Source organism: Polaromonas sp. YR568, assembly GCF_943371715.1.
Lineage (GTDB): Bacteria > Pseudomonadota > Gammaproteobacteria > Burkholderiales > Burkholderiaceae_C > Polaromonas.
Map to the genome: position 1 here is coordinate 1 of NZ_CALRVW010000026.1, position 18,245 is coordinate 18,245.

Here is an 18,245-nt window from a genome sequence, read left to right on the forward strand (position 1 = left end):
TCGACTCGCGGCTGCAGGCGCAGGCCAACCAGGCGCTGGCGCGCCAGGCCGACAAGCTGCAGGGCGTGGCCAACGGCGAATGGGGGCCGCGCACCTGGGCCGCCAAAAAAGACATCGTGAAGGCCTTTGTGCGCGAGAGCGCCGAGTACAAGGCCGCCCGCGAGTCCGGGCAGACCGACGACGAGGCCCTCAAGCAGCTGCAGGCCGACAAGGACTTCATGCAGACGCTGCGGCAGGACAAGACGCGGCTGCAGGCCGGCTTTGTGGCGATGGACCCGCGCAACGGCCATGTGCGGGCGTGGGTGGGCAGCCGCAACTTTGCGCAGGACCCGTTCGACCACGTGCAGCAGGCGCGCCGCCAGCCGGGCTCGACCTTCAAGCCTTTCGTGTACGGCGCCGCGTTTGAAAACGGCGCGCGGCCGACCGACAGCTTCATGGACGGTGACGTGGAGATCCCGCTGGGCAACGGCGCGGTCTGGCGGCCCCGCGACGGCACCCCGCCCAGCTACGCGCCCATGAGCCTGCGCAACGGCCTGGTGTATTCCAAGAACACCATCACCGCCCAGGTCATGCAGAGTGTGGGCCCGGCCAAGGTGGCCAGCCTGGCGCAGGCCATGGGCGTGCGGCAAAGCAAGCTCGACGTGGTGCCTTCGCTGGCGCTGGGCACCAGCCCGGTGACCCTGAAGGAAATGGTCTCGGCCTACAGCACCATCGCCAACAGCGGCAGCTACATCGAGCCGCTCCTGATCACCAGCGTGGAAGACCGCAACGGCAAGGTGCTGGAAACCTTCCGGGCCGCGGTGCCCGAGCAGGCTTTGTCCATTCCTTCGGCGCAGGTGCTGCTGGACGTGATGCGCGGCGTGATCGACAGCGGCACCGGTGCCGGCATCCGCTCGCGTTACGGCATCCAGGCCGACTTGGCCGGCAAAACCGGCACCACGCAGGACAACACCGACGGCTGGTTTGTGATGATGCATTCGCAGCTGGTGGCGGGCGCCTGGGTCGGCTTCAACGACAACCGCGTGACGCTCAGCGACTACTGGGGCCAGGGCGCCCACAGCGCGCTGCCTATCGTGGGTGATTTTTTCCAGCAGGCGCTGCGCACCCGGATGGTGGACACGAATGCGCGTTTCGACGCGCCGCGCGGCAGCGGCCGCACGGGTCCGGCGCTCGAGCCGGTGCTCGACCAGGTCAACGACTGGCTGCGCGGGCTGTTCCCGTCGCCGTCGCAACCGGTCACACCGCGGCAGCCGCCGGCCGAGGAGCAGGCCATGCCGACTTACACCCCGCCGCCGCCACCCCCGCCACCGACCTACAGCCCGCCGGTCTTTAACCCACCCGTGTACGGCCCGCCGCCGGTGAACGCGCCACCCCCGTCGGGCAGCGACCCGCGCTGGGAGTCGGTGCCCGGCGCCCGCCCCATGTCGGGCGGCGGCAGTGGTGGTGGTGTGGCGCAGCCCGGTGTGGTGATCGGCCTGCCGCAAGGCGAACGCGCACCGCAGTACGCGCCCCTGCCGCCCGGCCAGGTTCGGTAAGCGGACCAAGGCGGGCAACGAGCGGACGATCCCGCCGGCGCGCCCGCTGCGCCGGTGCGCCAAGCGCGCCGGCCGGCTCCTGCCTACAATGGGCCGGCGCCTGGTTCCATGACCGCTGTGAGCGCGTCAACGAACCCCTTCTTGCCGTGACCACCACCCCCGCTTCCGCCCCTGCCTCCGCCCCTTTGTCCGCGGCCACGCGCCGCTCCATCGTGCTGCTCTCGCTGGCCACCTTTGCCAGCATGGCGGCGCAGCGCATCTGCGACGCCATGCTGCCCGAGCTGTCGCGCGTGTTTGCCGTCAGCCTGGGGCAGGCGGCGCTGGTGGTGTCGGTGTTCGCCGTGACCTACGGCGTGGCGCAGCTGTTTTACGGCCCGCTGGGCGACCGCTTCGGCAAGTTCCGCATCGTCACCTTCGCCACGCTGGGTTGCTGCGTGGGCAGCGTCGCGGCCACACTGGCCACCAGCCTGGACATGCTGGTCTGGGCACGCCTGCTGATGGCGCTGGGCGCGGCCGCGCTGATTCCGCTGACCATGGCCTGGGTCGGCGACACCGTGCCGTCCGACCAGCTGCAGGAAATGCTCACGCGCACCGGCCTGGGCAGCACGCTGGGCATTGTGGGCGGCCAGCTCGCCGGCGGCCTGCTGACCGATGCGCTCGGCTGGCGCTGGGCCTTTGCCTTTCTGACGCTGCTGTTCGGCGTGGTGGGCTTGCTGCTGTGGGGCGACTGGCGCCGGCAACAGGCGGCCCCGGCCGTGCCGATCGCGACGGCTGAAGAGCCACAGAGCGCGCGGCCCGGCTTTGTGAAGCAGGCGCTGCTCATCATCACCGGCCCGTGGTCGCGCGTGGTGCTGCTGATGGCGCTGGTCGAAGGGGCGGTGGGTTTTGGCGTGCTGGCCATCTGGGCCTCGCACCTGCATCGCTCGCTGGGGCTGTCGCTGTCGCTGGCGGGCGCCATCGTGGCGCTGTTCGGCCTGGGCGGCGTGATGTACATGGCGGTGGGGCGCCACATGATCCGCCGCTTTGGCCAGCAAAAGCTGGTGCTGCTGGGTGGCCTGCTGGTGGGGGTGTGTGCGCTGGTGCTGGCCTTCACGCCGCACTGGCTGCCCGCCGTGCCCGCCAGCCTGCTGGCCGGCTTTGGTTTTTTCATGTTCCACAACACCATGCAGGCCAACGCCACGCAGATGGCGCCCGGCGCACGCGGCACGGCGGTCTCGCTGTTCGCTTCGTCGCTGTTCCTGGGGCAGTCGGTCGGTGTGGTGGTGGCCGCCAGCCTGATCGCGCAAATCGGCACCGGTGCGGTGGTGGCGCTGGGCGGCGCCGTCATGGCGGCCGAAGGCGTTTTTTTCGCCTGGGCGCTGCGCCGGCGCGACGCACAGCGGGTCGCCTGAGGCGCTGTCGTTCCTGCCCCCCTGGCTTGTCATCCCGGACTCGATCCGGGATCCATGCCTGATTGACCACGGTTTCGAGAATTCCGCCATGGATTGCGGATCAGAGCCTGCCCCGGACCTGATCCGGGGTCCGCAATGACAGGCAGGGCGAGGCGGCGCAGAGTTTTTTCCCGGCCCCCGGGCTTGTCATCCCGGACTCGATCCGGGATCCATGCCTGATTGACCACGGTTTCGGGAATGCCGCCATGGATTGCGGATCAGGTCCGCAATGACAGACCGCGCATTCACAGTCTAATCGGGCTTCAGCCCTTGTCGTGCGGGCGCCACCAGCTATCTATTCAGTAGCAATTCAGGTGCGACCCCAGACTCAGTGGCCCGGCCGGCGCGGATGGTCCAGAAAAAACCGCAGCATCTCGGCGCTGGCATCGGGTCCGCGCGCGTCGGTGTAGCTGCCTCGGCCGCTGCCGCCTGACCAGGCGTGCGCCGTGCCGTGTACCAGCCAGTGTTCGGCCAGCACCGCGCCATCGGGCGCGCGGTGCACGCTGCGCGTGGCTGCGCGGCCACCCGGTGCTGTCAGGCGTTCCACCTCCACACTGCCTGCCGTGCCGGCGCTGGCCATCACCACATGCTGCCCGTTGGCCGGGTGCACCGTGGTGTCGGCGTCGCCGTGGAAAACTATCGTCGCCACACCGCTGGCGCCGGCGCGCAGCGGCTGGCCACCGCCCTTCATGGCACCGAGCGCCGAAGGCAGGTCGGTGGCGATCCCGGTGGCCAGGCCCGAGTGCACGCCCACCGCCGCATACAGGTCGGGGTAGGCGTCGCCCAGAATGGCGGCCATGGCGCCACCGGCCGACAGGCCGGCGACATACACGCGCTCCGCATCCACCGTGTGGTCCGCCATCACTTCGCGCGTCATGCCGGCCAGCAGCGCCGGCTCGCCGCGTCCGCGCGCCTGGTGGTTGTGCTTGAACCAGCTCCAGCAGCGCTGCGGATTGGCTTGCTGCGACTGCGCCGGATACAGCACATAAAAGCCCTGCGCCTCGGCCAGCTCGTTCATGGCGGTACCGGCGGCGAAGTCGTCCGGGTTCTGGGTGCAGCCATGCAGCATCACCACCAGCGGCAGCGCGCGCCCACCCGCACCCGGCGGAATGTAGAGCTTGAAGTCGCGGTGGCCCGCGGCGCCGCTGTGGCTGCCGGCAACAAAACGTCCGGGGCCAGGCGCGTCGGCTGTGCGGGGCGCGGGCGCATCGGTGTCGGGCACCTCGCGCGCAACGACGTCGATCACGTCGCCCATGTCGCGCGTCGGCATGGGAGCTGCCGGGGCCGGGGCCGTGCCGGCCAGCGCGGCTTGAATTGCTGCGGTGGCGGCTTGCAGGTCGCCGCTGCGGGTCAGGCGGGCGGCGTTGCGCATCAGTTGCTGAAAGTCGGGGGTCATCAGGTTCTTTCGGTTGGGTTCTGTTCAGGGGGTCAGGCGATGCGCTGCACCAGCGCGGCCTTGACGGCGGGGCTGGCATGCAGGGCACCGAGCACGGTGATGGATTCGATGGTGGCCAGCGCCAGCTCGGGTGTGACCTCGGGCGCAATCGAGGCCAGCCCCAGCACGCGGATCTGCAGCTTCTCGCCGGCCGCCTGCACGGCCAGCAGGTCGGCCTGGCTGTAATGCTGGATGCCCAGCACCAGCGTCTTGCGCGAGACCACCTGGCGCACCACCTCGCCGTGGGTGGTGAGCTGGTTGCGGATGGCGGTGCGGATCAGGTCGGTGCGGTTGGCGTAAAAGCCTTCCTGCACCAGCAGGTCGATCTGGCCCAGGTCCACGCAACCGAGGTTGATGGTGATTTTTTCGTCCACCGGCCGGGGCGGGGAGGTCTGCGAGGTTTTGCTGGGTTTGGGCATGAAACCATCTTATCACCATCTGAGTGGATGGTTTGAGGATGTTTCTGGGATGGTTTCTGGATGGAGGCGCCAGGCGCCGCTGGCTTCCGGTCGGAGGGGGCGGCCGTCCTGCATGAAATCGGCATCCAGCCCTTGCCGGCTGGGCGCCAGCAGCTATGTATTTGGTAGCAAATGGGCTCGCCCGGCTGCGTGACGCATACTCCACTCCACCATGGCTACCGCGCCCCGCAAGACCCCCCGAAAGAACAGCCCGCCGGCCGCAGCCGCCGACGCCGCCCCGGCCAAACCGCGCGCCAAAAAGCCGCCGCGCACACCGCGCAGCCACCACTACCACGTGTACGTGATCGAGCTGTCCGACGAGGTCTGGAACGTGGGGCGCTTCCGCAAGGCCAACCCTGACTACCAGCTCGGCAAACCGTTTGTGTACGTGGGCATGACGGGGCTGGACCCCGATGTGCGCTTCGACAAACACAAGGCCGGCATCCAGTCCAACGTGTATGTGCAGAAGTGGGGTGTACGCCTGCTGCCCGGGCTGTACGCCATGTACAACCCCATGCCTTATGAAGGGGCGCGGGACATGGAAGTGGAGCTGGGGATTGCGCTAAGGGAGTTGGGGTATGGGGTTTGGCAGGCTTAGCAGCGCTGCCCGATGGCGTTCATCATCCAATTGCAGGATGGGCAAAGTCCCGCCGTTGCCTGAAAATCGCTCGACTTGGACTGGAACCACATCGACGACTTTGTCGAATTGAATATACCTGTATAAACATGCAGCCAATCAAGCTAAGTACATGACAATAAATCTATTTTTGGATTTTTCTGCGCGATGTTATCTGGCAAGGCACCATGTTATTCCGCAGCTTTACGGGATATATCAAAGTTAGCCCCCAGGAGGAAGCGTGGATATAGAACAGTACTACCGGGAATCCGCAACACACGCGTTGGGGGGCTTCCAACTAGTCGAAGAGGCACTGAAGTCCTATATCGGGCAGTACCACGACGTAGTGCGGAATTTCTTGCCGAAGGGCTTTACCTATCGTTATGCGCGCCAGGATGTGCAGGACGCAGCGCTCGGAAAGCTGGTCAATGTCTTCGCGAAAGTCAGTCCCAATGACAAGCTGATCATGGAGCTGCGCGGCCTTGTTAAAACACGCGATGATCTGGCCCACAAGGCCTTCGTAAACCTGTACGGACCTAAGCCTTCAGAAGATGAGCTCCGAAAGCGTGGTGTTCGTTTCGTTGAAGTTGCAGAACGCCTCGGCAATATTATGGGCGAGTTACACAATGACTCATTGCGACTCGTTGTTGTTCGGCCTTCAGGTCCTCCCCGATGAGTCCCTCTCGTTGCAGAGCCCCTGCGCTTGGGGCTAACAGGTTTTTCGACACGGACACGCAATGGCACTGCGCCGCAAAGCGTGTGGACGGGCCTACGCCCTGCGGCGCATTACCAGTGCGCGCCGGTCAACGCCGACTTTAGGCTGAGTATTTGGTCGCGTTTCGCACCCTTTGTGGTGGCCGCTGTGCACATTGTCTCTGCCAACTTCGATATACCTGTATCAACACGCGATCAATCAAGCTGACTTCATGAGCAAACACATCTGCTTTTTTGCGCCACGTAATCTGACAGGGCGCCAGCTCATCCCGCAGTTTTGCCGGATATATCAACATTGTTAGTCTTGAGAATTCGATGTCGCACTTACTGAAAATCATGAAGCGGGCCGCTGTTTCCACAGTGGTGTTGATATTGCTGCTTTTCCTGTTTTGGAAACCCGTTCTCCGCTTTGTCTTTCACGATCTGCCATTCATGGGAACAACCTACGACAGCAAGGTCTGGGCTTCCGCATTGAGTTGCAAGAATGCTCAAGACTGCCTGGAAAAAGAGATGGCTTGTGTGCGCGGCCCAATGTACCGGGATCTGGAGAAAAATCACTTGGTGGTTGGAACACCCACAACAAGCGTCAGACCCCTGATCGGAGAGCCCACCCGGGCAGCCGAGGACAACTGCATCGATTACGAGCTCGGCTATTGTTCCGGCATGAAAATCGACACTGACTATTTGCGCATCTGCTTCGATAAAAGTGAGAAAGTTTCGAATGTTTATCACTGGCAAAGCTAAGCCGCATAAGCTCCCAGTCAAACCGCGCCCTAGGGGTGCTTGCACCATGCTTCGCGCCATTTACTTTGCACGCGTTCCCTCATGAACATCACCGTTTCGCCTGCCACCGACGAGGAGGTCCGTTCTGGCTACGTTGGCCGCCAGCTCCGCGAGTTCAACTATCGCCATGTGGATGAATATCCTGAGCCGCAGTACATCCGCTTGAATGCGCGCGATTCGGAGAACCGGGTCGTTGGGGGGCTGCGCGCCGTTGTCGCGATGTATTGGCTCCGACTTGAGGTGCTGTGGGTCAGCGACGAGTGGCGAGGCAAGGGAATCGGTTCGCGATTGCTGGTCGAGGCAGAGCGGACGGCGCGAGGGCTCGGGGCGAAAAATGCGGCCCTGGAGACCTTTGAGTGGCAGGCGCCTGGTTTTTATGCCCGCCACGGGTACGAAGAAGTAGCACGGATGGACAAGTACATCGGCGATTTCTTCCTCGCGATCATGCGGAAGGCGCTATGAGGAATGGCTTGGCTTTGTGGGCAATGTTGAAAGCGGATTCGTGGCCAAACCCAAGGGCGGGGTCTAGCATGGCGCTCAGCCTCGTTCGTTTCACGCTAGCGACCGGTCGGGATGTGCTATCAAACCTGTAGCTGGTAGCGCACGTCCTTATTGGCTGGAGGTGTATTTGGTTCACAATAAATCATGAAAAAGCACCGATCCGGAATGGCGGGTCTTTCAGCTGTTTGAGCAGGGCTCTGTTGATGCGGGTGGCATCAGCAAAAGGCGTTCCGGCGTCGCTTTGCCTGGGCGTTGGGCGGCAGTAAACTGCCCCAAAGTACACAGGCTATTTGTGGAGGTGCCCGATCATGCAGACGGTAATTCCTGAAGTGACCACGGACGTATTGCAGGCCTTCGCCGACGCGTGGAATCGCCACGATGTTGATGCGTTGATGTCGTTCATGACCGAGGACTGTGTTTTCGAAGCGTCTGCCGGTGCCGACATTTGCGGAACCCGATACACAGGCAGCCAAGCCGTGCGGGCTGGCTTCGCGGAGGTCTGGGTCACCTTTCCCGATGCCCATTGGGGGAATGCGCGCCACTTTGTCCAGGGAGACCGGGGCGTGTCGGAGTGGACGTTCACCGGAACACGGGCGGACGGATCTCGCGTCGAAGTCCATGGCTGTGATCTGTTCACTTTTCGCGGTGGCAAGATTTTGCTGAAGAACTCCTACCGCAAGAACCGGCCACCCATTGCCGCGTCGTCTTGATGACGCCCAACCCGTTCATCCAGCGAGCCAGCCTGTGAGGAGCCGGTATGCAGACCGGCCGTCCCTCTGGTTTGAAATGCTATCAAAACAATAGCTGTCTGCGCCCGTCCAGATTGGGCTGGAGGCCTATTTTATTCATGATGAACCATGAAAAAGGGCCGCATGAGCGGCCCTGTTGACGGGAGCGGCGGGCGGGCACGGGTGCCACGCCTCAGCGCATTTATTCGATCTTCGCGCCCGACGCTTTCACGACATCGGCCATGCGTTTGTAGTCCAGCGCCAGCAGCTTGCCGAAGTCGGCGTTGCTCATGGCCTTGGGCTCGATGCCCTGTTTGTCCAGGCGCTCCAGGACGACCGGGTCTTTCAGCAGCTTGGCCATGGCGCTGTTGATGCGGGTGGCCTCGGCCACCGGCGTGGCGGCGGGGCCGAGCAGGCCGAACCAGGAGTCGAAGGCGTAGCCGGACAGGCCGCTTTCGGCAATGGTCGGCAGCGTGGGCAGGTACTTGCTGCGCTGCGGCGAGGTCACGCCCAGCAGGCGGATGCGGCTGTCCTTGGCAAAGGCGAGGGCGCCAATGCTGGCGGCAATCACCGCGTGGGCGCGGCCCGAGATCACTTCGTTGATGGCTTCGCCGGTGGCCTTGAGCGGCACATGCACCAGGTCGATGCCGGCCAGGCCGTTGAAGTAGGCCATGGACAGGTGCGTGGCGCTGCCCATGCCGGCGGTGGCGTAGTTCATCTTGCCGGGGTTGGCCTTGGCATAACGGATGAACTCGGCGACGGTTTTGGCGGGCACGTCGGGGTGGATCATCAGCACATAACCGGCGGTGCCGATGTGGGCCAGCGGCGTGAAGTCTTTCTGCGGGTCGTAGCTGAGCTTGGTGTAGAGCGAGCCGGCGATGTTGTGGCTGGCCGCGGCCATCACCATGGTGCTGCCGTCCGGCTCGGACTTGGCGACATAGGCCGTGCCGATCGTGCCGCCCGCACCGGCGCGGTTTTCCACAATCACGGTCTGGCCCAGCGCGGTGCCGAGTTCGGTGCTGATGGCGCGCGCCAGCAGGTCCTGCACGCCGCTGGCGGCATAGGGAGCGACGATGCGCACGGTTTTGCCCGTGGCCTGGGCCGCGGCCGGGCCGGCGCCCAGGGTGAGGCCGGTGCTCAGGCCAGCCGCAATGGCGGCGCCCAGGAGGGTTCTGCGCTTGATCATGTTGTGGAGCTCTTCTTTGGTGGTGTTGACAGGGAGTGACGGGGTTCAGGCGATGCAGATTTCGTCGGCCAGGCGCCGCATGAAACGCTCGCACCAGGCCAGCTGGTCCAGCGCGACCCACTCATTGGGCTGATGCGCCTGGGCAATGTGCCCGGGGCCGCAGACGATGGTGGGCACGCCGACCTGGTGAAACAGAGCAGCTTCCGTGCCAAACGAGACCTTGCCCGCGCCGCTGGCCGGGTCCACGTCCGCGCAACGGAAACACAGCTGCGCAATCTCGCTGTCGGCGTCGGTGGCAAAGCCGGGCAGCACCGAGTTGAGCTTGTGCGTGATGCCGGTGTCGGGCGCCACCGCCTGCATGGCGGGCAGCAGGCTGTCGGCGAACTCTTTCGCTTCGTTGAAGAGCAGCACCGGTGAATTCATGTGGTGGTGGCGGATCTCCCAGGTCACGTCGCAGTCGCGCGGAATGATGTTGAGCGCGGTGCCGCCGGCTATCACACCGGTGTGGATGGTGGTGTGCGGCACGTCGTACACCGCATCGAACGGCCCTTCGGCCACCAGCTTGCGGTGCATGGACTTGAGCTTGGTGACAAACTCGCAGGCGATCTCCACCGCGTTGACGCCCTGCGGCGTCAGTGACGAATGCGCCTCGAAGCCGCGCACCGAGGTTTTGTAGGCGTGTTTGCCCTTGTGCGCAATCACCACCTGCATGCCGGTGGGTTCGCCCACGATGCAGCCGGCGGGCCGGTAACCCTGGTCCACCATGTCGGCAATCAGGCGGCGCACGCCGATGCAGCCGACTTCCTCGTCGTAGCTGAAGGCCAGGTGCACCGGGTGTTTGAGCCGGCGCTTGAGCAGCTCGGGCACCATCATCAGCACGGTGGCGCCGAAACCTTTCATGTCGGTCACGCCGCGGCCATAGAGTTTGTCGCCGATGACCTGCGCCACAAAGGGGTCGGTGTCCCAGGGCTGGCCGTCCACCGGCACCACGTCGGTGTGGCCCGACAGCACCAGGCCGCCGGTTTTGGTTTCGCCGTCCGCCGCAGGCAGCGTGGCCCAGAGGTTGGCCTTTTTGCCGCTTTCGTCATGGATCAGGCGGCATTCGACGCCGTAGCCCTCCAGCAGGGCCTGCGTCCATTCGATGATGGGCAGGTTGCTGTCGCGCGAGACCGAGGCAAACGAGACCCATTTTTCGATCAGGGGCAGGGCGGCCAGGTCGGCGGCGGTGACTGATTGCAGGGTGGCGCTGGGCAGGGGAGCATTCATGGTGGGGAGCCTCGAGCCGTGGGGCTAAAGGGAATGTGAAGAAGATAGGCATACATATTACCTGCGCACTTCCGGATCGGCCTCGCCGTTTCGGGAAGACCCGTCACCCGGGCAGCCTGCTGTCCCACACGCAGCCTGCGGCGGCGCCTACACACGGGGCGCGCCCATGCCCTAGATTGGGGGTTACGCCGGTTTTCGGGCATCTTCAGGACAGACAGGACCATGCAAACAACCGCCGGGGGCGAAAAGAGGGCCAGGGTGCTTGAGCAACGGGCGGCGCAGCGTTTTGGCGTGGCCGTGCGCCTGACCATCGACGGCGACGAGGGCGCCACCCATGACCTGAGTGCGACCGGGCTGTACTTCCAGTCGGAGCGCAGCTACGAGCTGGGCGCCAGCCTGGAACTGGTGCTGGAGTTTCCCGGTGCGGGCCGGACCCACCCGCTGACCTGCGAGGCGCAGGTGGTGCGCGTGACGCCTGCGGGCGACGGCTTCAACATTGCCGTGCGCCTGCTGACGCCGCTGTTTCCCGACACGGCGTAACCAAGCCGGCGCCCTGGGCCGCTCAGGCCAGCCCGATGTTTTTCAGCGCGGGTTTCCAGCACTGCATGGCGATCTTCTTGAAACCCGAGCCCTTGGGGTGCAACTCGTTGGCCCAGTCACCGGGGCCCAGCGTGCCGCGGCTGTCCACCACGTAAAGGTGGGCGGGGTCCATCTTGGTGATGTTGTCCAGCACCTTGTGGAAGGCGTCGAGCAGGTGCACCACGCAGGCCTGGTGCAGCTCGGGCTTGACGCCGGCGGCCGTCAGCGCGGGCTGCAGCCAGCCGTCCTTGCCGAACACGCCCTTGCCGTCGGGGATCGCATAGTCGTAGGTGTGCATGACGATCAGGCAGTCCAGCGTCGTGCGGGTGTACACCACACCGATCAGTTTGCGGTAGTAGGTGTCCATGCGCTCCAGAAACCCCGGCAGGCCCTGCGCCCCGCTGCGAAAGCAGCCGTTGGCCGTGGTTTCGCCCGAGCAGCTTTCCTTGAGCAGTGGCCGCATGTCGTTGAAGCCGGCGAAGTCGTTGCCGCCCCCGCTGATGAACACCGCCGACAGGCCGGCGCCGTACAGCTTGAGCGTGTTGCGCACGCTGTCGGCGTATTTGCCGTCCACGTAGTCGAAGGCTTCGGCGCCGTTCATGCCCTTGGCCAGGATGACGTGGCTTTTGGGCGCCACGATCTGGCCCAGGTAGTTGGTCAGGCTGCCCCCGAAAAAGGGGTACCAGAACCAGGAGTCGCCGATCGCCAGGATGGTCGGGTTGGCGCCGTCGGCCTTCATCTGTGTTTCGTCCCAGTAGTAGTTGCTCATGATGGCTCCAGTCAGTGAAGTGGATGAGGGGGAAAATCGTCGCGCTGGCGCTGCGGCTTGTCGTCCTTCAAATGGAGGAGAAGGTGGCAGATGTCACACAATCCGCACCTGTCCGCCGGAAACCCGGGCGCCGCGACTGTCACCGCCGTTGCACGCCGGCCCGGCCGGGCTGGCCTAAACTTGGCGCCATCAACCCAGGAGACTCTTCGATGCTTACCCTTTGCGGCTTTCCCGTTTCCAACTACTACAACAAGGTCAAACTCGCCCTGCTTGAAAAAGGCGTGCCTTTTACCGAGGAATACGCCGCTACGCAGAGCAAGGACGAGGCGATTCTGGGCGCCTCGCCGCTGGGCAAGATTCCCTTCATCCGCACGGCGCAGGGCGGCCTCTGCGAAAGTCAGGCCATCCTGGACTACATCGAGGCCGCCTACCCGCAGCCGCCGCTGCTGCCGGCCGATGCCTTTGCCGCCGCCAAGGTGCGCGAGCTCACCACCTTCATCGACTGGCACCTGGAGATGGTCGCGCGCCAGCTGTATGGCGCCACCTTTTTCGGCGCCGCGCCGCTGAGCGAAAGCAACCTGGCGCGCATCCGCACGCAGCTCGAAACCAACATCGCCGCTTTCAAAAAGCTGGCGAAGTTTTCGCCCTATGTGGCCGGCGACACCTTCACCCAGGCCGACTGCGCCGCCTTTGCCAGCCTGCCGCTGGTGGGCATGGCCAGCAAGGCAGCGTTTGGCGAAGACCTGCTGCTGGCCGGCGGGGTGGACCACAAGGCTTACGCCAAGTTCATCGGCGAGCGGCCCTCGGCCCAGAAAGTTGTGGCTGACCGCAAGGCAGCGCAGACCAAGGCGTGATTCGTGGCGCTGACCGATGCTGGCCCTTGAACAGCTGATGGCGCAGGCCGTCTATACCGCCTACCGCCTGGGCGGCTACGCGATGCTGAATCTGGTGGAAGACCCGGCGCTGCTGGCCATCCTCTTCTGTTGACTCTCAAAATGATAGCTGCTGGCGCCCGTACCCATTGGGCTGTTGGCTGTTTTGACATGAAGTCCTCCCGAAATGCGGTATCCCGCCATCGGCGGTAAGCTCGTCCCCATGACGCCCGAGCAACTTCTCCATCACTACGACCATGCCGGTTTCTGGCCCGCCGCTTCGGGCCTGGACGTGCCCGAGGCTTACCAGCGCGCGCTGGCGGTGCGGCGGTTGCGCATGGCCCGCGGCGAGCAGCCGCGCGGCTACAAGGTGGGTTTTACCAACCGCAGCATCTGGCCGCGCTACCAGGTGTACGGGCCGATCTGGGGCACGGTCTGGGACACCACCCTGTCGTATTGCGAAGGGCAGGGCGAGGTGTCCCTGGCCGGAACCTGCCAGCCGCGGCTGGAGCCGGAGGCGGTCTTCGGCATCGCCGCCACGCCGCCGGTCAATGCCTCGCTCGACGAACTGTTCGCCTGCATCGCCTGGGTCGCGCCCGGTTTCGAGATCGTGCAGTCGCACCAGCCTGGCTGGAAGTTCGTGGCGGCCGACACCGTGGCCGACGGGGCGCTGCATGCGCGCCTGCTGGTCGGTGCGCGTGTGCCGGTGGCCGCGCTGGCCAGCGATGCGCGGGCTCTGGAGGCACGCTTGGCCGGGGCGCAGATCACGCTGTCCTGCGACGGCCGGCCGGTGGACCAGGGCGTGGGCGCGAATGTGCTCGACGGCCCGCTGCACGCGCTGCAGCATTTCCTGACGGAGCTGCGCAGCTGCCCTGGTGCGCCCGATTTGCAGCCGGGCGACGTGGTGACCACCGGCACCTGGACCGACGCCTGGCCGGTGGGGCCGGGCGAGACCTGGACGGCGGCGTTTGACGCGCCGCTGTCCGGCCTGAGCGTCAGGTTCCGCTGATGGCGGGCGCCGTGCCCCGGCGCATCCTGCCGGTGATCGTGCTGTCGCAGTTCGCCGGCACCTCGCTGTGGTTCGCGGTCAACGCGTGATGCCCGACCTGCAACGCGCCTGGGGCTTGCCGCCGGGTGCGGTGGGCATGCTGACCTCAGCGGTACAACTCGGTTTTGTGGCGGGCACGCTGGTGTTTGCCCTGCTGATGCTGGCCGACCGCTTTGCGCCTTCGCGCGTCTTCCTGATCTGCTCGCTGCTCGGTGCGGCGCTCAATGCCGCCACCGTGTGGGTGCAGGGCGACTTCACCTTGTTGCTGGCGCTGCGTTTTGGCGTGGGTTTTCTGCTGGCCGGCATTTACCCGGTGGGCATGAAAATCGCGGCGAGCTGGTACCGCGAACGCCTGGGCGCGGTGATGGGTGTGCTGATAGGCGCGCTGGTGCTGGGCACCGCCTTGCCCCACGGCCTGCGTGCGCTGGCCGGTGATGCGGGCCTGCCGGCGTTTGCCGGGGGCGGCTCGCCCTGGCAGGCGGTGGTGCTGGGCGTGTCGCTGCTGGCCGCGCTGGGCGGCCTGGCGACGGCCTGGCTGGTGCCCGAGAGCCCGCACCTGGTGCGCGGTGCACGCATCACGCCGCGGGCGCTGGGCCTGATCTGGACCGACCGGCGCCTGCGCGCGTCGGTGTTTGGCTACTTCGGCCACATGTGGGAGCTCTACGCTTTTTTCGTGCTGGTGCCGCTGATCGTGGCGACCCGGCTGGCGGGTACCTCGGTGAGTGCTGCGGCCTTCTGGATCATTGCGGTGGGCAGCGCAGGCTGCGTCGGCGGCGGCCTGCTGGTGCGGCGTTTCGGCAGCGCACCCGTGGCGCAGCTGCAGCTGGCCATCAGCGGCGCCTGCTGCGTGGCGGCGCCGGTGATGCTGGCCGCGCCGCTGCCGTGGTTCATGGCCTGGATGCTGCTGTGGGGCGTGACGGTGTCGGGCGACTCGCCGCAGTTCTCCACCCTGACCGCGCAGAACGCGCCGCCTGCCGTGGCCGGCAGCGTGCTGACTTTCGCCAATTGCATCGGCTTTGCGATCTCGGTGCTCAGCATCGAACTGTTCGTGCGGGCCGCGCAGGCCTGGCCCTTGCCGGTGGTGCTGCCCTGGCTCGCCTTGGGGCCGGCCGTGGGGCTGCTGATGTTCCGGCCGCTGCTGCGTGGGCGCCGCTAGGGCGCATCGCATCGGGGTTTTTCCGCATCGGTTTTTCCACTTCCGGTCGGGCCTTCTCTACAGGCCGTAGGGAGTCCCCTACACCCTGAAAAGTCGCTGCTTCTTGTCCTTTTCCGTGGCACGCTGTTTGCATGCTAACCCTTGGCGCAACCACCCGGTTGCGCAGCAGGTGCTGGCTCATCAGCTTCTCTACTCCAAGGAATATCGCATGACCTCGACAAGACGTTCACTGCTCAGTCAAGCCTCCATCGCTGCTGCTGCCGGCACTGCGCTCGGCTTTCCCATGATCGCCCGCGCCCAGCAAAGCTTCAACTGGAAGATGACCAGTGCCTACCCCAAGGGCTCGCCCTTTTACATGGACGGCCCGGGCAGCGCGACCGACCTGGCCAAACGTATCGCCGACATGTCCGGCGGCCGCCTGAAGATCCAGGTTTTCGGCGCCGGTGAACTGATCCCGGCCTTCGAGGGGTTCGACGCCGTGCGTGCCGGCACGGTGGAGATGAACCACGCCAACAGCTACTTCTGGACCGGCAAGACTTTTGCCGCCCAGTACTTCACCGCCGTGCCTTTTGGCCTGAACTTCCAGGGCATGAACGGCTGGCTCTACGACGGCGGCGGCATCGAGCTGTGGAACGAGGTGTACGCACCCTTCGGCATGGTGGCCATGCCCTGCGGCAACACCGGCGTGCAGATGACGGGCTGGTTCAAGAAGGAAATCAATTCCGTGGCCGACCTCAAGGGGCTGAAGATGCGCATTCCCGGCCTGGCCGGCAAGGTTTACGCCAACCTGGGCGTGGACGTGAAGGTGTTGCCCGGCGGCGAGATTTTCCCCGCGCTCGAGCGCGGCGTGATCGATGCGGCCGAGTTCGTCGGCCCCTACCAGGACCGCCGCCTCGGGCTGCAGAAGGCGGCCAAGTACTACTACACCACCGGCTGGCACGAGTCGGCCACCGTGTCCGAGCTGCTGATCAACAAGGCCGCCTGGGACAAGCTGCCCAAGGACCTGCAGGCCATCGTGAGCAACGCGTCTGCGGCCTGCAACGTCATCAGCGAAGGCTGGTGCCAGAAGGCCAATGCCGAGGCCATGGACGACCTGGTCAAGAACCAGAAGGTCATCGCCAAGCCCCTGCCCGACGCGGTGATCAAGGCGCTGCGCGTGGAGACTGACAAGGTGCTGGCTGAGGCGGTGGCCAAGGACCCGCTGGTCAGGAAGGTGCACGACTCCTACATGGGCTTCAAGGCCAAGTACGACCGCTGGGTCGAGGTCAGCGAAGAGCAATACCACACCAAGGTGCGCGGCTGACGCGAAAGACCATTCATGACAAACAAGGCGATCGCCTCCATGATGGAGAAGATTGAATCGCTGGTCGATGTGGTTGGTCGGGCCACCCTCTGGGTGGCCCTGGCCATGATTGCATTGGTCGCGGTCAATGTCCTGCTGCGCTACGCCTTCAGCTTCGGCTCGGTCTGGGCCCAGGAACTGGAGTGGCACCTGCTGGCTGCGCTTATCCTGCTGGGCATGTGTTACGCCCTGCAGCGGGGCGACAACGTGCGGGTGGACCTGTTCTACGCGCACTACACGGCGCGCAAGAAGTTCATTGTTGACGTGGTCTCGCTGCTGCTTTTGCTGGCGGTGGCGCTGATCTTCATCAAGGTGTCGATCGCCTACGTGATGCAGGCCTACGCCATCCAGGAGAGCTCGCCCGATCCGGGCGGCATTCCGCTGCGCTGGATCGTCAAGTCGCTGATCCCGATCGGTTACGGCCTGGTGGCCCTGCAGACGGTGGCTGCCTTGCTGCGCCTGTTCCACACGCGCGCCCAGGCGCAGGAGGGCGGCCATGTTTGAACCGCAGACCTATGCCATCCTGATGCTGGTGGCCTTTTTTGCGCTGCTGATGATCGGCGTGCCGGTGGCCACGACACTGGCGACAGTCGGTTTCATCTTCGGCTACCTGGGCTTCGGCGACAGCCTGTTCAGCCTGCTGCCGGCGCGTTTCTACGGCATCGTCGCCGGTTACCAGTGGATGGCCATTCCGCTGTTCGTCTTCATGGGTGTGATGCTGGAGAAGTCGCGCCTGGCCGATGACCTGCTCGACGTGATGGGCCACATCGCCGGCGGCGTGCGCGGCGGCATGGGCGTGGGCATCATCCTGTTCGGCGTGCTGATGGGCGCGACCACCGGCATCGTCGGCGCCACCGTCATCACCCTGGGGCTGCTGACCCTGCCCACCCTGATCAAGCGGGGTTACAACAAGAGCATCGCCTGCGGCGCGATCTGCGCCTCGGGCACGCTGGGGCAGATCATTCCGCCCAGCCTGATCCTGATCCTGCTGTCGGACATCATGCAGCTCTCGGTGGGCACGCTGTTCGCGGCGGCGGTCGGCCCCGGCATGCTGCTGGCGGCGGTGTACATCATTTTCCTGCTGGTGCTGGGCTGGCTCAAGCCGGACCTGATGCCGCCGATCCCGCAGGCCGAGCGCGACGGCGTCTCGCGCCGCCAGCTCTGGATCCGCTTCTGGAAAGTGGTGGTGCCGCCCATCATGCTGGTGGTGGCGGTGCTGGGCTCCATCGTTGGTGGCATCGCCGCGCCGACCGAGGCCGCCTCCATGGGCGCAGTGGGCGCCGTGCTGATCACCGCCTTCTCGGGGCGCTTCAGCATGAAGGTGCTGAAGGAAGCGGCGCTGGAAACCAGCAAGATCACCGCCATCATGATGCTGATCCTGATGACGGCGCAGGTGTTTGCGCTGGCCTTCCGCGGCCTGCACGGCGAGGACCTGATCACCAGGATGTTCGACCTGCTGCCCGGCGGCGTGAACAGCGACATCTGGTTCATGATGGTCCTGATCTTCGTGCTCGGCTTCTTCATCGAGTGGATCGAGATCAGCTACATCGCCGTGCCCCTGTTCCTGCCGGTGCTGCTGGCCCAAGGGGTGGACCCGGTCTGGCTGGCGATGCTGATCACGGTGAACCTGCAGTCGTCCTTCCTGACGCCGCCTTTCGGCTGGGCCCTGTTCTACCTCAAGGGGGTGGCGCCGCCCGAGGTGACGATCAAGGACATCTACAAGGGCGTGATTCCCTTCATCACCATGCAGTTCCTGGCGCTGCTGCTGCTGTTCTTCTATCCGCAGATCGCGCTCTGGTTGCCCAAGGCCATCGGCTGGTAGCGATG

18 protein-coding genes and 1 pseudogene are annotated in these 18,245 nt (G+C 65.2%); 14 read left to right on the top strand and 5 right to left on the bottom strand.

The window, feature by feature from the left end:
- Together AAG813_RS16175 and AAG813_RS16180 are read left to right on the top strand one after the other, a co-directional pair.
- The coding region (locus AAG813_RS16175; protein WP_341916696.1) for a penicillin-binding transpeptidase domain-containing protein at nt 1-1,535 on the top strand (1,535 nt) is incomplete at its 5' end.
- A gap of 146 nt (nt 1,536-1,681) precedes the next feature.
- Nucleotides 1,682-2,926 carry an MFS transporter gene (locus AAG813_RS16180; RefSeq protein ID WP_341916697.1) on the top strand — a complete coding sequence of 415 codons (1,245 nt, stop codon included), beginning with the start codon at nt 1,682-1,684 and terminating at the stop codon, nt 2,924-2,926.
- Between the two features lie 367 nt (nt 2,927-3,293).
- Here AAG813_RS16180 and AAG813_RS16185 read toward each other — a convergent pair whose 3' ends face one another.
- Together AAG813_RS16185 and AAG813_RS16190 are read right to left on the bottom strand one after the other, a co-directional pair.
- Entirely contained in the window at nt 3,294-4,361 is a 1,068-nt protein-coding gene (locus tag AAG813_RS16185) for a PHB depolymerase family esterase (protein ID WP_341916698.1), read from the bottom strand.
- Nucleotides 4,362-4,393: 32 nt separating this feature from the next.
- Nucleotides 4,394-4,819 (bottom strand): CopG family transcriptional regulator, encoded by a 426-nt coding sequence (locus tag AAG813_RS16190; RefSeq protein ID WP_096671178.1) that lies wholly within the window; start codon nt 4,817-4,819, stop codon nt 4,394-4,396.
- A 334-nt stretch (nt 4,820-5,153) separates the two neighbouring features.
- Between AAG813_RS16190 and AAG813_RS16195 the strand changes: the two genes are divergently transcribed.
- From AAG813_RS16195 to AAG813_RS16215, 5 genes are all read left to right on the top strand, one after another.
- The gene (locus AAG813_RS16195; RefSeq protein ID WP_341916779.1) at nt 5,154-5,456 is read left to right on the top strand and encodes a hypothetical protein; all 303 of its coding nucleotides are present in this window, start codon (nt 5,154-5,156) and stop codon (nt 5,454-5,456) included.
- 259 nt (nt 5,457-5,715) lie between these two features.
- Nucleotides 5,716-6,150 (top strand): hypothetical protein, encoded by a 435-nt coding sequence (locus AAG813_RS16200; RefSeq protein ID WP_341916699.1) that lies wholly within the window; start codon nt 5,716-5,718, stop codon nt 6,148-6,150.
- Nucleotides 6,151-6,503: 353 nt separating this feature from the next.
- Nucleotides 6,504-6,932 (top strand): hypothetical protein, encoded by a 429-nt coding sequence (locus AAG813_RS16205; RefSeq protein WP_341916700.1) that lies wholly within the window; start codon nt 6,504-6,506, stop codon nt 6,930-6,932.
- A gap of 81 nt (nt 6,933-7,013) precedes the next feature.
- A complete protein-coding gene (locus tag AAG813_RS16210; protein WP_341916701.1) occupies nt 7,014-7,433 on the top strand; it encodes a GNAT family N-acetyltransferase in 420 nt (139 codons plus the stop codon).
- Between the two features lie 347 nt (nt 7,434-7,780).
- Nucleotides 7,781-8,182, top strand: coding sequence for a nuclear transport factor 2 family protein (locus AAG813_RS16215; RefSeq protein WP_341916702.1), 402 nt, complete (start codon nt 7,781-7,783; stop codon nt 8,180-8,182).
- Nucleotides 8,183-8,402: 220 nt separating this feature from the next.
- Here AAG813_RS16215 and AAG813_RS16220 read toward each other — a convergent pair whose 3' ends face one another.
- Nucleotides 8,403-9,386: a tripartite tricarboxylate transporter substrate binding protein gene (locus tag AAG813_RS16220; protein ID WP_341916703.1), complete on the bottom strand. Its 984-nt coding sequence runs from the start codon at nt 9,384-9,386 to the stop codon at nt 8,403-8,405.
- A 45-nt stretch (nt 9,387-9,431) separates the two neighbouring features.
- Nucleotides 9,432-10,652 carry an acetylornithine deacetylase gene (gene argE, locus AAG813_RS16225; RefSeq protein WP_341916704.1) on the bottom strand — a complete coding sequence of 407 codons (1,221 nt, stop codon included), beginning with the start codon at nt 10,650-10,652 and terminating at the stop codon, nt 9,432-9,434.
- Nucleotides 10,653-10,874: 222 nt separating this feature from the next.
- Between argE and AAG813_RS16230 the strand changes: the two genes are divergently transcribed.
- Entirely contained in the window at nt 10,875-11,192 is a 318-nt protein-coding gene (locus AAG813_RS16230) for a PilZ domain-containing protein (protein WP_341916705.1), read from the top strand.
- 22 nt (nt 11,193-11,214) lie between these two features.
- On the opposite strand, the gene AAG813_RS16235 is transcribed toward AAG813_RS16230, so the two are convergent.
- Complete coding sequence (locus AAG813_RS16235; protein WP_341916706.1) at nt 11,215-12,000, bottom strand: SGNH/GDSL hydrolase family protein; 786 nt, start codon at nt 11,998-12,000, stop codon at nt 11,215-11,217.
- A gap of 209 nt (nt 12,001-12,209) precedes the next feature.
- Here AAG813_RS16235 and AAG813_RS16240 point away from each other — a divergent pair, with 209 nt between their 5' ends.
- From AAG813_RS16240 to AAG813_RS16265, 6 genes and pseudogenes are all read left to right on the top strand, one after another.
- Nucleotides 12,210-12,854, top strand: coding sequence for a glutathione S-transferase family protein (locus AAG813_RS16240; RefSeq protein ID WP_341916707.1), 645 nt, complete (start codon nt 12,210-12,212; stop codon nt 12,852-12,854).
- Nucleotides 12,855-13,059: 205 nt separating this feature from the next.
- Nucleotides 13,060-13,881: a hydratase gene (locus tag AAG813_RS16245; protein WP_341916708.1), complete on the top strand. Its 822-nt coding sequence runs from the start codon at nt 13,060-13,062 to the stop codon at nt 13,879-13,881.
- Nucleotides 13,881-15,076: pseudogene (locus AAG813_RS16250) on the top strand (MFS transporter). The gene AAG813_RS16245 and the pseudogene AAG813_RS16250 overlap by 1 nt, the downstream one beginning before the upstream one ends.
- A gap of 208 nt (nt 15,077-15,284) precedes the next feature.
- Complete coding sequence (locus tag AAG813_RS16255) at nt 15,285-16,379, top strand: TRAP transporter substrate-binding protein (protein ID WP_341916709.1); 1,095 nt, start codon at nt 15,285-15,287, stop codon at nt 16,377-16,379.
- Nucleotides 16,380-16,394: 15 nt separating this feature from the next.
- Complete coding sequence (locus AAG813_RS16260; protein ID WP_341916710.1) at nt 16,395-16,922, top strand: TRAP transporter small permease subunit; 528 nt, start codon at nt 16,395-16,397, stop codon at nt 16,920-16,922.
- Nucleotides 16,915-18,240, top strand: a complete 1,326-nt coding sequence (locus tag AAG813_RS16265) for a TRAP transporter large permease subunit (protein ID WP_341916711.1) — start codon at nt 16,915-16,917, stop codon at nt 18,238-18,240. The genes AAG813_RS16260 and AAG813_RS16265 overlap by 8 nt, the downstream gene beginning before the upstream one ends.
- The last annotated feature ends 5 nt before the right edge of the window (nt 18,241-18,245 follow it).